Origin of the sequence: Aeromonas sp. FDAARGOS 1405 (assembly GCF_019048265.1) — a bacterium.
GTDB classification, from domain to species: Bacteria; Pseudomonadota; Gammaproteobacteria; order Enterobacterales; family Aeromonadaceae; genus Aeromonas; species Aeromonas veronii_A.
In genome coordinates, this window is the sequence record NZ_CP077311.1 from 2,214,580 (window position 1) to 2,226,550 (window position 11,971).

The window sequence follows — 11,971 nt, forward strand, 5'->3', positions numbered from 1 at the left end:
TCCGGATTAGAGGAAACCGGCGAACTTGCCGACGATACCGAGTACCACTGTGATGACGATGAGGCGCAGCGGGCTCCAGCCTTTGCGGATCAGGGCGTACATCGCCAGGGTGTAGAGCAGCGGCAGGAAGGCGGGCATCAGCTTGTCGAGCACATCAGCCTGCAGTTTGACGACTGCATCACCGGCAGTAATTTCCAGCGTGGTGCCAAGGCGCACATAGGTGGCGACCAGTGCGCCGATCACCGTCATACCGACGATGGAGGCGGCATGCCCCACCTTGCGGGTATTGGCCTTGATGACCGGAATCGCCGCCACCCCCATGCGGTAGGCGTAGTGCGCCAGACCAAAACGCAGGCCGAAGTGGACCACGTTGAACAGCAGGAAGAAGACCACGGCACCCATGATGGAGCCCTGCAGCGCCAGATCTGCCCCTATGCCGCCACAGATGGGGAGCAGGGTGAGCCAGAACATGGCATCGCCGATCCCGCCGAGCGGTGCACCAACGGCAATCTTGGTGCTCTGGATGCTGTTGACGTTCTGCTTGGAGCGCTCCATCGCCAGCACGATCCCCATCACGAAGGTGACCAGGAAGGGGTGGGTGTTGAAGAAACCCATGTGCCCTTTCATGGCCCGGGAGAGATCCCGCGGATTGGTGTGGATCTTCTGCAGTGCCGGCAGCAACCCATAGAGCCAGCCGGAGGCCTGCATCCGCTCATAGTTGAAGGAGGCCTGCAGCAGCAGGGAGCGCCAGGCAAAGCGGTTGATATCCTGCTTGGTCAGCTCGGCGCCAAGCTGCTGATCTTCATAGGTGTCGTCGGATTGTGGCCGGGTATTGTGCGGTTCGGCGCTGGAGATGATCCGCGCAGCTGTGTTGTTAGATGCCATCTTCGGTTTCCTCCTGAACAGGACGAGCTTGCGGGGTGGTGGTACGCATGAAGTCGATCAGGGCCATGGCCAGCGCGGCGGCGGCGATGGCCAGCACCGGCAACTGGAGCCAGGCGGCAGCGACGAAACCGAGGATGAAGTAGGGGATATAGACGTTCTTCATCATGATCTTGAGCAGCACGGCAAAACCGATGGCGGGCATGATGCCGCCAGCAACGCCGAGGCCGTCGATGAGGCGGGCAGGTAGCACGTCGATGGCCGCCTTGGCATGTTCGGCCCCGAAGTAGGTGGGCAGGAAGGCACAGAGGAAGTAGAAAGTGCCCAGCGCCAGCAGTGCCAGGTAGTTGACCCGCTCGATACCGCGCACGTCAGCCGCTTCGGCCATGCGATCGCAGCGGGACATCACCCCCGACATCACCGAGAAGAGGAAGGTGATCCCCATCTGCACGGCAACGGCGAAGGGAACGGCAACCCCTACCGCCACATCCGGCTTGACCCCGGTGGTGATGGCGAAGGTGGCGCCGACTATGGTGCCGATAATGACGTTGGGCGGTTGCGCCCCCGCCAGCGGGGCCAACCCCATCCAGACCAGCTCCAGAGTACCGCCCACCAGAATACCGGTAGGCAGGTCGCCGAGGATGAGGCCAACCAGCGGCCCCAGCACCACGGGACGGTGGAAGTGGGTCAGACCGTTGAACAGGTCGAGTCCGGCGAAAAACGCCAGGATGCCAAGCAGCAGACCTTGTAACAAACTGATTTCCATCACAATTGTCCTTAATCAGAGCAAATTGAAAATGTCCTGTGCCGGTTCGGTCGGCACGCCCTGGACATAGCACTCGACACGGGCGTCCCGCAGGGCGCGAAATGCGGTGATGTCCTGTTCGTCCACGGATACGGTCTTGTGGATTTGACGCTTGCCGTCGGCGTAATGCATGTTGCCGACGTTGATCCGGGAGATGGGGACACCTCCCTGAACCAGGGTGTTGAAATCGGTCGGGTTTTTGCAGACCAGCAGGATCTTCTGGCGATCTGCCGCCTTGTGGATGTTGTCGATCACCTTCTGGAGCGGCCAGAACCGCACCGCAATGCCTTCGGCCAGCACCATCTCCATCAGGTTCTGCTGGATGGGGTCCTCTGCCACCTCGTCGTTGGCGACCAGCACCAGATTGGCACCGGCAAAGCCGACCCACTGGACGCCGACCTGACCGTGGATCAGACGCTCATCGATCCGGCTCAATACGATATTGGGCATCACAGCACTCCTTCTTGGTGGAACGGATAGATATTGACCCCCTGTACGACCCGGTTGACCTGACCGGTGGGGCAGGGATTGTCCGGGCTGATCCCCAGTCCCAGCGAGGTATGGAAGGCGTAGTACTGGGCATAGAGCAGGTAGCAGAAGGCGAGCTGGGCATCGTCGCCATGCAGGGTGGCGGGCAAATAGATGTACTCCCCCTCCTCGATGGCGGGATGGCGCTGGTCGGCGATGGCGACCACCCGGGCGGCCTTGTCATCGCTTCGCAGCTCGCGCAGCAGATCCAGATCGTATTGCCGGGTGTAAGGGTCGTTGGAGATGAGCAGCACGATGAGCGTCTGTTCGTTGACGACCGATTTCGGACCGTGGCGAAAGCCGGTGGGGGAGTCGAACATGGCGACCAGACGGCCGGCTGTCAGCTCCAGCAGCTTGAGTGCCGCCTCTTGCGCCACCCCTTGCAGACTGCCGCTGCCAAGATAGATGACCCGCTCGGGCAACGGCTCGTTCCAGGCCGGTACGCGCTGCACAACCTGCTCCAGAATAGCGTCGCTGGTAGCGACCAGCTGCTCGCAGTGCTGGCGGTTGAACCGCTCTGGCAGAAAGAGAGCCAGACAGCTCAGCATCATGCTGGTCAGGCTGCTGGTCATGGCGAAGCTGCGATCATTGGTCTGGGGCGGCATCAGCAGGGCCAGAGAGTGGGCATCTTGCTGGCAGCGGCGATAGAGCGCCCCTTCACCGTTGCAGGTCAGCACTAGATGGTGGCAGTGGCTGAGCAGCTGGCTGGCCAGTTCGACCGCCGCCACGCTCTCGGGGCTGTTGCCGGAGCGAGCAAAGGAGATAAGCAGGGTCGGGCAATCTTCGGCCAGATACTCGGCCGGATCGGTGACGATATCCGTGGTGGCGATCGCCTCGACCCGGGCATGCAGGTGGGCCGAGAGATAGGGGGCGAGCGCCCGACCGGCAAAGGCGGAGGTGCCAGCCCCGGTCAGGATAATGCGCAGCTCTTGCCGGGCGAGCAGGGGGGCCAGAAAACGGGTCAATGCTGGACGGCACTCCTCGACCATGGCGAGGGTCTCGCGCCAGGTGGCGGGTTGCTGGCGAATTTCACGGGCAGTCGCCAGGCCATTGGCACTGCGCAACATCTCTTCTGGATAACCAAGGATCATGTCTGCAACTCCTTATACAACGGGGTCGAGCTGGGAATGGCGGCGAGAGGCCGCAGTGCAGGCGCTGGCGTAGTGCCGCAGCACCTCCTGCACCTGATCGAGAATGAGGTCATGGGGATTGGCCGAGAGCGAGCCATGACGTACCTTGCGATACTGCAAGGGCAGATGCTGGCTCAGCAGGGGGAGCGGGATGGGCTCCGCCGCCAGATTGGCCAGCAATCTGGCGTAGCACTCATCGACCCGGCTATCGGGCCAGTAGTAGCGAATGCGATCCGAATAGCTGTAACCACGGGCCAGCCGGCACTCGTTGGCACTGCCCTGATAGTGGCTGCGCCAGAAGTCGGGGCGCTCCAGCATGGTCTCTTCCATCACCTTGCGCAGACCTGAACAGGCCTTGGCCACCACCAGCTCCTCCTCGATGGCGGCAAGGGCAAACAGCGCTTCGCGCAGGGCGAAGGTGAGGGCAGGGCCGACCTTGAGAATGGCAAAGTGGTCGCGTACCAGCTGGCGGTAGGCCTCGGGAGTCTGGTAATCGGTGGAGTGGGCCTCGAACACCATGTGGGGATAGGCTTCGATCATCCGGCTAAGAGGGGCCGCTTTTTCGGGCCGGTAATCGATGACGCGGGTATGGTCAAACTCGACGCCGGGTTGCACCACCAGACCGATCACCCTCGGCCAGATATGGGCCAGCCCCGCCTTGTTGAAGGCCTGTTGATGGGCCTCGAGGGTGTGGCGTGCCGCCTCCGGCGTGGTGACCGCCAACTCGGCAAGATCTTCATGGGCACCGCCCGGCACCGGCACCTCGGTGCCAATCACATAGACCAGATCGCTCTCGCCAAAAGTGGCCAGACAGGTTTGCTCGGCGATCTGCGCCAGCCGTGCGGCTCGCTCTGCGACCAGCTCATCGGTCAGGGGAACGGGATCGCCCTGACAGGACATGCTGCAGTCGAGGTGGATCTTCTTGAACCCGGCAGCGACATAGCTGGCGATGAGATCCCTGGCATGGGCCATGGCCTGCTCGGCCGGTTCCCCCTGCCAGCGGTTGGGGCCCAGATGGTCGCCCCCCAGAATGAGGCGCTGCGCCGGAAAGTGACACTGTGCCGCCAGCTCGTAGAGGCGATCGCGAAAGTCGGCGGGGGTCATGCCGGTATAGCCGCCAAACTGATCCACCTGATTGGATGTGGCCTCGACCAGCAGCAGCTCATCCCCTTCGGCGGCCAGCCGCAGCGCGGCCTCCAGCACCAGCGGGTGAGCGGAGCAGACGGCGTAGATCCCGGTCTGTTCTCCCTGTTTGTGTCTTTCGACTAGTGCCAGCATGGATTTCATTTTGATGTCCCTTGGTTGCTGCGTATGGAAAGGTTCTTTCGATTTCTTTTCTTTACGGTAGTGGTGAGCAAAAGAAAACGAAACAAAAGAGTCGTCAGATCTTGAAAGGGATCACAAAAAGAAAGACATCGAAAGTATTTAAATGATGAAAAAAGATGGGGAGAGTAGTGGTAAAGCGTAATGAAGGCTTGATTTGGCACCTTTGCTGAGCGTTAATATGCAAACGTAACGAAGTGAAAGCGATCTTTCACTACAGCATTCCGGCAGAAGAACTATGCAAACAAGCGAAAAAGGTGCGCTCGGAACCAGCGAGCGGCGGGAGCGGATTATTCAGCAGCTGCGCAGCAATGGCAGCGTTCAGGTCAACGAGCTGGCGAGTCACTATCAGGTCTCTACCGTGACCATCCGCAACGATCTGGCCTTTCTGGAGAAGCAGGGGGTGGCCGTGCGCGCTTATGGCGGCGCCCTGCTGTGCGAGCCTGGCCAGACGGTGCCGGAGCGCACTATTGCCGACAAGAGTGTGCTCAATACCCCGGTGAAACAGCGGATAGGTGCGCTGGCGGCGACCCTGGTGCCCTCCGGTTGTCGCCTTATCCTCGATTCGGGGACGACAACACTGGAGGTGGCGCGTCATCTGAAGGGACATCAGGAGATCCTGGTGATGACCAACGGTATGAATGTGGCGAATGAACTGCTCGAAGCAGAGGGGGTGGAGCTGCTGATGACGGGCGGACATCTGCGCCGCAAGTCGCTCTCCTTCTACGGTGCGCAAGCGGAGCAGTCCCTGCAAAACTACCACTTTGACATGCTGTTTCTCGGGGTGGATGGCATCGATCTGGAGCGCGGCGTCAGCACCCATCATGAGGACGAGGCGCGCCTTAACCGCTGCATGTGTCAGGTGGCCGAGCGGATTGTGGTGGTCACCGACTCCACCAAGTTTGGCCGGCGCAGTCTGCACAAGATCATCGATACCTTGCGTATTCACACCCTGATCACCGACGATGCCGTGCCTGCCGATATCCTTTCCGGCCTGCGCAATGCCGGTATCGAAGTGCTGTTGGTACCAGCCGATGGCAGCAAGGGGCAGGAGAAGCAGCGGCAATATAATCCAGTGCAATCAGCTATAAGCGGTTGATGACAAACGCGATAGACTGGGTTTCTCACTCACTGGACGAGCCTGTTATGTACCACCCCGATATCACCGAACTTGAACCTGTCGCCCGCGCGGCGGGAGCGGCCATCATGGCCATCTACAGCCAGCCCTTCGCGGTGGAGTACAAGAGCGACGAGAGCCCGCTGACCGCGGCTGACAAGGGGGCTCATGAGGTGATCGTTCAGGGGTTGGCACGGCTGACACCCGACATCCCTGTATTGTCCGAGGAGTCGGGGCCCGAGGTGATGGCGGCGCGCCACGGCTGGTCACGCTACTGGCTGGTGGATCCCCTCGATGGCACCAAGGAGTTTGTCTCCCGCAACGGCGAGTTCACCGTCAATATCGCGCTGATTGAAGAGGGGGCGCCGCGCTGGGGGCTGGTTTATGCGCCGGTGCTGGACAAGCTCTGGTATGGCGGCAAAGGAGTTGGCGCCTGGCGCATCGCCGATGGCAAGCGCGAGTCCATCCAGACCCGGGCTCATCGTGAAGGAGAGGCGTGGCGAGTGGTGGGCAGTCGCAACCACCTGTCGCAGGAGACCCTCGATTTCTTGGCTCCTTTTGGCGAGATCGAGCTGGTCTCCATGGGCAGCTCCCTCAAGTTCTGCATCATCGCCGAGGGGGGCGCCGAGCTCTATCCGCGCCTCGCTCCTACCTGCGAGTGGGATACTGGTGCGGCGCAGGCGGTGCTGGAGGGGGCGGGGGGCAGCGTCACCCAGCTCGATGGCTCATCCCTTGCCTACAACAAGCCCGATATCCTCAATCCCTGGTTTGTCGCCAGAGCGTGACCTTGTTGGTGCGCTGAGCATCGCGCAATAAAAAGAGGCCGGAGCGGGTTGTACATCCGTTCCGGCCTCTTTGTATTTGACGCAGTTTTAAAAGACTTTCTTGAACGGCTTGATGGTCACTTTGGCATAGACGCCAGCTACAGCATAGGGATCGGCATCGGCCCAGGCTTTGGCGTCAGCCAGCGAGGCAAACTCGGCGATGACGGTGCTGCCGGTAAAGCCTGCATCGGCCGGATCCTCGGCATCGATGGCCGGGTTTGGACCGGCGGTCAGCAGGCGCCCTTCATCCTGCAGGGCTTGCAGGCGAGCCAGATGGGCAGGGCGAACTTGCTTGCGCAGTGGCAGGCTATCGGGGACATCTTCGGAGTAGATGAGATACCACATGAGAGGATCCTTTTCTGATGAGGGTTATTTTTTGGGTTCGTCTTTTTGCTGGGACAACTGCTCGGCAGGGATGTGGCGATAGAGATAGACGCCGCTCAGCAGGGTAAAGACCAGCGTCATCCCCAGCAGGCCGAACACCTTGAAGTTGACCCACATCTCTTGCGGCAGGTTAAACGCCACATAGAGGTTGAGCAGGCCACAGACGGTAAAGAAGCCGACCCAGCCGAGATTGACCTTGTCCCAGACTGCATCGGGTGCCTGCAGCTCCTTGGCCAGCATCTGTTTGATCAGGTTCTTGCCAAAGCCGTAGCGGCTGATGAGCAGACCCAGTGCGAACAGTACGTTGATGACAGTCACTTTCCACTTGATGAAGGTGTCATCGTGGAAGAAAACCGTGAGGCCGCCAAAGAAGCCGACCAGCAGGAAGGTGAATAGTTGCATCTTCTCGACTTTGCGATAGCGGATCCAGCTGTAGGCGAGCTGCAGACCGGTGACCACCACCAGTGCGCCGGTAGCCATGTAGATGTCGTAGAACTTGTAGACCGCGAAGAAAACGATAAGTGGAATAAATTCAATAAATTGCTTCATTGTTGGCGCCTAGTCCTCAAAGATGGCCTGCAAATTTTGCCCAGTCTACCTGCATGGCGGACAACGGCAAATGAATAAGACCGCTCATTTTTACGCCGGTTCCGCGCTGTCGCCAAACAGTTGGCGTGCAATGGAGATCCCCAGTCGCAGCTGATCGGCCAGCAGGTCGCGGATATGGCGCTCTTCAATCAGAGGGTTGAGCAGCACGGCGCGCAGCAGGGTGAGCGGTTGGGCACCGTAGCGTACCACCGCTCGTTGGGTGCGGGAGACAAAGCTGTGCCCCTCGGCCCGCTGGGCTTTTTGCAGGGCTACGTTGAAGTCGTTGATCTGCGCATTGGCCGCTTCATCCAGCACCTTGCCCTGCAGATGGGGCGGGATGCAGCGATAGGAGAGCAGGTTCATCACCGGAGCAGACATCAGCTCGAAGGCGGGGTCGCTTTCGATGAGCTCGGCCATCAGTCTGGCTCGGTCGTAGTTGGCTTCGATAAGCTCGGCATAGCCTTGCTGGCCGAAGAGCTGGAAGGCGGCATCCAGATAGAGGGCGTTGGCCGGGCGGGTGCCCTCCAGGGTAAAGCGACCCTGATCGAACGAGGTGGCGCGAATGGCATAGGGCGCCTCCCGCTTGACCGCCATCATCAGGTCGGGCTGGCGGCAGAGCAGCATGCCGGTACCGAGCGGCACCAGAAGTTGCTTGTGACCATCCAGGGTGACGGTGTCGGCCTGCTCTATTCCGGCTAGCAGACCTTGATAGCGGGGGGAGAAGAGGGTCGGGCCACCCCAGGCAGCATCCACGTGGAAGTGGATCTGCTCTCGTTCGGCAATGGCCGCCAGCTCAGGCAGGGGATCGATGGAGCCAAAGTCGGTACTGCCTGCCACGCCGACCAATGCCAGTACTTTCAATTTCTGCTCTTTGCACTGGATCAGCGCCTGTTCCAGCGCAGCCAGACTGAGCCGGTTCTGCTCGTCGGTCTCGAGGCGCCAGACGCTGCGGGCGCCCAGTCCCAGCAGATCCATCCCCTTGTCGAAGGAGTAGTGCATCAGCCGGGAGCCCAGAATGACTGCACCGCGATAGCCTTGCTCATAGAGCGCGAACAGGTTGTCGCCGCAGGCGCGGTTGCGGGCCAGCCAGAGAGCTGTGACGTTGGCGATGGTGCCGCCGCTGGTCATGACGCCGAGGGCGGCATCCTTGGCATGCATCTGCTCGCCGTAGAAGGCATCGTCCCTGCCATAGATGAGGCGGTGCAGCTTGGCCAGCACCTCCCGCTCCAGAAAGCTGAGCAGGCGGGAGGACTCCATCTTCATCGGATTCTGGTTGAGCATCACCAGCAGGCGCGACAGCTCGGCGGTATAGGCCGGCAGGGGCGCCGTCATGTGGCCCATGTAGCGTGGCGAGGTGAGGTGCGAGGCGCCGGGTACCAGAGTAGCCAGCCGCGCCAGATACTCCTCGATAGGTTGGCCGACTGCAGGCATGCGGGATTGATCGAGCTGGTGGGTGAACAGGTCGCGCTGATAGGGGGCCTGACTGTCGTCGGAGTGGTGGAAGCTCTCCAGCAAGGTGTTCATCGCCTCGCCAAAGGCGGGATCCGCTTGTGCAAACAACTCAGTCAACTTCATCAGGTTCTCCAGACCAGGTCACCGGGTTAGGTGTCTATGCCGCTTGTCTCGGGCATCGGCGGCAGAGCATACACCAAAGGGGGGCGGGTGACAGCCACCCCATTTTTTAAGCGAACACTTGTACTCCGAAATGGTGCTGGGTAGAGTGAGCCACAGTTATTGTGGAGTCGATGTTATGAGTGGTGTGATGGATTACTCCCCCCGGGAGGAGCTGGCAAACCGGCTGAGTCACGGTGCGGGATTGTTGCTGGGGATTGTCGGGCTGGTGCTGTTGCTCATCAAGGGATGGGGACAGGGTACGCAGGCGCTGGTGAGCTACAGCCTCTATGGCGGCAGTTTGGTATTGCTCTATCTCGCCTCGACCCTCTATCACAGCATGGCGGAAGGGCGGGCCAGACGCTGGTGCAAGGTGTTTGATCACTGCGCCATCTATCTGCTGATTGCCGGCACCTATACCCCCTTCCTGCTGGTTGCACTCGACACGCCGCTGGCGAAGGGATTGATGGTGGTGATCTGGGCCCTGGCGCTGGCTGGCGTGGTGTTCAAGCTGGTATTTATCAACCGCTTCAAGAAGTTGTCGCTCTTTACCTACCTGATGCTGGGTTGGCTGTCGCTGGTGGTCATCTACCAGCTCTACATCCATCTGGCCGGTGAGGGGCTGTTGCTGCTCGGGCTTGGCGGCCTTATCTACAGTCTCGGGGTTATCTTCTATGTGGCCAAGCAGATCCCCTACAACCACGCTATCTGGCATCTCTTTGTGCTGGGTGGCAGCGTTTGTCACTTTATGGCCATTTACGGCTACGTCGCCTAACGTCTTGCAACTAGCCCTTAATTGGTATTTTTAGCGCGTAAAAGGATAAATTCGTGCGGTATCACACAGTTGGCGACTGAGTTTGCTGACAAGCTAGGGCCAGTTCAATTCGCAAAGGATGCACGAAATGAGTGAAATCGCGCTTTCCATCAGCATGTTGTCGCTGGTGGCAGTGCTGGGACTCTGGCTGGGAAACTGGCGAGTCTATGGCGTTGGCTTGGGGATAGGGGGGGTGCTGTTCGGCGGCATCATAGTGGGTCACTTTGCCGGTGTGTCAGAGCTGGCGCTCGATGAGCAAACACTTCATTTTATTCAAGAGTTTGGCCTGATCCTGTTTGTCTATACCATCGGCATTCAGGTCGGCCCCGGTTTTTTCTCGTCATTGCGCAGCTCCGGACTCAAGCTCAATGCTTTTGCTGCTTTGCTGGTTATCCTGGGGTGCATCGTTGCGGCGGCACTTCATCAACTGTTTGATGTGCCGCTACCGGTGATCCTCGGGGTCTTCTCCGGTGCCGTGACCAATACGCCATCCCTCGGTGCGGGTCAGCAGATCCTGGCGGAGCTGGGAGCTCCTCATGGGTCAACCGGGCTGATGGGGATGGGGTACGCAGTGGCCTATCCGTTCGGCATCTGCGGCATTTTGCTAACTATGTGGCTGGTCAGGGTCTTCTTTCGCATCAAGATTGACGATGAAGCTGCCCAATTCGAGCAACAGACCGGTAAAACCAAAGAGAGCCTGCAGACCATCAATATCGCGGTACGCAACCCAAACATGCATGGCCTGATGCTGAGCGAGATCCCGAGCCTCGACGAGTCTGATGTGATCTGCTCGCGCCTCAAGCGTGGCGACGAGCTGATGGTGCCGCGCCCTGATTCACGTATCGAGCTGGGCGACCTGCTCCACCTGGTTGGTGAGCGCCATGCCTTGCACAAGGTGTTGCTGGTGCTGGGAGAAGAGGTCGACACCTCCCTATCGACTCGCGGTACCGACCTGAGGGTGGAGCGGGTAGTGGTGACCAACGAGCAAGTGCTGGGCAAGAAGATCCGCGATCTTGACATCAAACAGCGTTATGACGTGGTGATCTCGCGCCTAAACCGGGCCGGTATCGAACTGGTGCCGACCAGCCAGACCAGCCTGCAGTTTGGTGACATCCTCAACCTGGTGGGGCGCCTCGATGCCATCGAAGCGGTGACCAATGTGGTCGGCAACGTGCAGCAAAAACTGCAACAGGTGCAGATGTTGCCGGTATTTATCGGGATCGGTCTTGGCGTGCTGCTTGGCTCCATCCCCTTCTATCTGCCGGGCTTCCCGGCCGCGCTCAAGCTCGGCTTGGCGGGTGGGCCGCTGGTGGTGGCGCTGATCCTGTCGCGGATCGGCAGCATCGGCAAGCTCTACTGGTTCATGCCCCCCAGTGCCAACCTGGCGCTGCGGGAGATCGGCATCGTGCTGTTTCTGGCGGTGGTCGGCTTCAAGTCGGGGGCGGGTTTCGTTGATACCCTGATCAACGGTGATGGCCCCTCCTGGATGCTCTATGGGGCAGCCATTACCCTGATCCCCTTGCTGGTGGTCGGGGTGCTGGCACGTCTCTATGGCAAGATGAACTATCTGACCCTGTGCGGCTTGCTGGCCGGCTCCATGACAGATCCTCCCGCGCTGGCCTTTGCCAACGCCATGCACCCGACCAGTGGTGCCAGTGCGCTCTCCTATGCCACTGTCTACCCGCTGGTGATGTTCTTGCGGATCATCTCGCCGCAACTGCTGGCCATCATCCTCTGGGCCGGTGCATAGGGTTAAACCGGACAGGAGTATGCCTTGTCATGCTCCTGTCATGATAATGTATTGATAATTTTAGTTTTTATTTTTCGGTAATCCCCTCGCCACCCTTCAGCCTGGCTGAACGGTCCAGCCTCAAATCAGTCTATTCTTTCGAATTTTCGAACTGGTTATTTGCTCTCTCTCTGTGCAGAGTAGGCTGTGGCTTTTTGCATGCAAATCAGGATTCA

General features: G+C 59.9%; 12 protein-coding genes. 4 read left to right on the plus strand and 8 right to left on the minus strand.

Features of this window, described 5'->3' with window-relative positions; genetic code table 11:
- Positions 1-6: 6 nt before the first annotated feature.
- From agaE to kbaZ, 5 genes are read right to left on the minus strand one after another with little or no spacing between them, the layout of a single operon-like run.
- A complete protein-coding gene (agaE, locus tag I6L35_RS10530; RefSeq protein ID WP_005354370.1) occupies positions 7-885 on the minus strand; it encodes a PTS N-acetylgalactosamine transporter subunit IID in 879 nt (292 codons plus the stop codon).
- Entirely contained in the window at positions 875-1,648 is a 774-nt protein-coding gene (agaW, locus tag I6L35_RS10535; protein WP_005354369.1) for a PTS N-acetylgalactosamine transporter subunit IIC, read from the minus strand. Before agaW ends, agaE begins: the two co-directional genes overlap by 11 nt.
- A 15-nt stretch (positions 1,649-1,663) precedes the next feature.
- Positions 1,664-2,137, minus strand: a complete 474-nt coding sequence (gene agaV / locus I6L35_RS10540; RefSeq protein WP_005335358.1) for a PTS N-acetylgalactosamine transporter subunit IIB — start codon at positions 2,135-2,137, stop codon at positions 1,664-1,666.
- A complete protein-coding gene (locus tag I6L35_RS10545; RefSeq protein ID WP_216980210.1) occupies positions 2,137-3,306 on the minus strand; it encodes an SIS domain-containing protein in 1,170 nt (389 codons plus the stop codon). Before I6L35_RS10545 ends, agaV begins: the two co-directional genes overlap by 1 nt.
- A gap of 12 nt (positions 3,307-3,318) precedes the next feature.
- Positions 3,319-4,632, minus strand: coding sequence for a tagatose-bisphosphate aldolase subunit KbaZ (kbaZ, locus tag I6L35_RS10550; protein WP_216980211.1), 1,314 nt, complete (start codon positions 4,630-4,632; stop codon positions 3,319-3,321).
- A gap of 274 nt (positions 4,633-4,906) precedes the next feature.
- Here kbaZ and I6L35_RS10555 point away from each other — a divergent pair, with 274 nt between their 5' ends.
- On the plus strand, positions 4,907-5,767 hold the full coding sequence (locus I6L35_RS10555) for a DeoR family transcriptional regulator (RefSeq protein ID WP_216980212.1): 861 nt from the start codon (positions 4,907-4,909) through the stop codon (positions 5,765-5,767).
- Positions 5,768-5,814: 47 nt separating this feature from the next.
- On the plus strand, positions 5,815-6,570 hold the full coding sequence (gene cysQ, locus I6L35_RS10560) for a 3'(2'),5'-bisphosphate nucleotidase CysQ (protein WP_216980213.1): 756 nt from the start codon (positions 5,815-5,817) through the stop codon (positions 6,568-6,570).
- Positions 6,571-6,657: 87 nt separating this feature from the next.
- Here the strand turns inward: cysQ and I6L35_RS10565 are convergent, their stop codons facing one another.
- The 3 genes from I6L35_RS10565 to I6L35_RS10575 form a co-directional block, all read right to left on the minus strand.
- A complete protein-coding gene (locus I6L35_RS10565) occupies positions 6,658-6,954 on the minus strand; it encodes a YciI family protein (protein WP_216980214.1) in 297 nt (98 codons plus the stop codon).
- Between the two features lie 24 nt (positions 6,955-6,978).
- Positions 6,979-7,542: a septation protein A gene (locus I6L35_RS10570; RefSeq protein ID WP_005354349.1), complete on the minus strand. Its 564-nt coding sequence runs from the start codon at positions 7,540-7,542 to the stop codon at positions 6,979-6,981.
- A gap of 90 nt (positions 7,543-7,632) precedes the next feature.
- A complete protein-coding gene (locus I6L35_RS10575; RefSeq protein WP_216980215.1) occupies positions 7,633-9,156 on the minus strand; it encodes an aminotransferase class V-fold PLP-dependent enzyme in 1,524 nt (507 codons plus the stop codon).
- A gap of 175 nt (positions 9,157-9,331) precedes the next feature.
- Here I6L35_RS10575 and I6L35_RS10580 point away from each other — a divergent pair, with 175 nt between their 5' ends.
- Both I6L35_RS10580 and I6L35_RS10585 read left to right on the plus strand, forming a co-directional pair.
- Positions 9,332-9,967 (plus strand): hemolysin III family protein, encoded by a 636-nt coding sequence (locus tag I6L35_RS10580; protein ID WP_005335337.1) that lies wholly within the window; start codon positions 9,332-9,334, stop codon positions 9,965-9,967.
- Between the two features lie 127 nt (positions 9,968-10,094).
- Positions 10,095-11,756: a putative transporter gene (locus I6L35_RS10585; protein WP_005340889.1), complete on the plus strand. Its 1,662-nt coding sequence runs from the start codon at positions 10,095-10,097 to the stop codon at positions 11,754-11,756.
- The last annotated feature ends 215 nt before the right edge of the window (positions 11,757-11,971 follow it).

What these genes read in the sequence shown, in the direction of transcription:
- agaE (WP_005354370.1), bottom strand. Translation starts at nt 885, where the DNA reads ATGGCATCTAACAACACAGCTGCGCGGATCATCTCCAGCGCCGAACCG.
- agaW (WP_005354369.1), bottom strand. Translation starts at nt 1,648, where the DNA reads ATGGAAATCAGTTTGTTACAAGGTCTGCTGCTTGGCATCCTGGCGTTT.
- agaV (WP_005335358.1), bottom strand. Translation starts at nt 2,137, where the DNA reads ATGCCCAATATCGTATTGAGCCGGATCGATGAGCGTCTGATCCACGGT.
- I6L35_RS10545 (WP_216980210.1), bottom strand. Translation starts at nt 3,306, where the DNA reads ATGATCCTTGGTTATCCAGAAGAGATGTTGCGCAGTGCCAATGGCCTG.
- kbaZ (WP_216980211.1), bottom strand. Translation starts at nt 4,632, where the DNA reads ATGAAATCCATGCTGGCACTAGTCGAAAGACACAAACAGGGAGAACAG.
- I6L35_RS10555 (WP_216980212.1), top strand. Translation starts at nt 4,907, where the DNA reads ATGCAAACAAGCGAAAAAGGTGCGCTCGGAACCAGCGAGCGGCGGGAG.
- cysQ (WP_216980213.1), top strand. Translation starts at nt 5,815, where the DNA reads ATGTACCACCCCGATATCACCGAACTTGAACCTGTCGCCCGCGCGGCG.
- I6L35_RS10565 (WP_216980214.1), bottom strand. Translation starts at nt 6,954, where the DNA reads ATGTGGTATCTCATCTACTCCGAAGATGTCCCCGATAGCCTGCCACTG.
- I6L35_RS10570 (WP_005354349.1), bottom strand. Translation starts at nt 7,542, where the DNA reads ATGAAGCAATTTATTGAATTTATTCCACTTATCGTTTTCTTCGCGGTC.
- I6L35_RS10575 (WP_216980215.1), bottom strand. Translation starts at nt 9,156, where the DNA reads ATGAAGTTGACTGAGTTGTTTGCACAAGCGGATCCCGCCTTTGGCGAG.
- I6L35_RS10580 (WP_005335337.1), top strand. Translation starts at nt 9,332, where the DNA reads ATGAGTGGTGTGATGGATTACTCCCCCCGGGAGGAGCTGGCAAACCGG.
- I6L35_RS10585 (WP_005340889.1), top strand. Translation starts at nt 10,095, where the DNA reads ATGAGTGAAATCGCGCTTTCCATCAGCATGTTGTCGCTGGTGGCAGTG.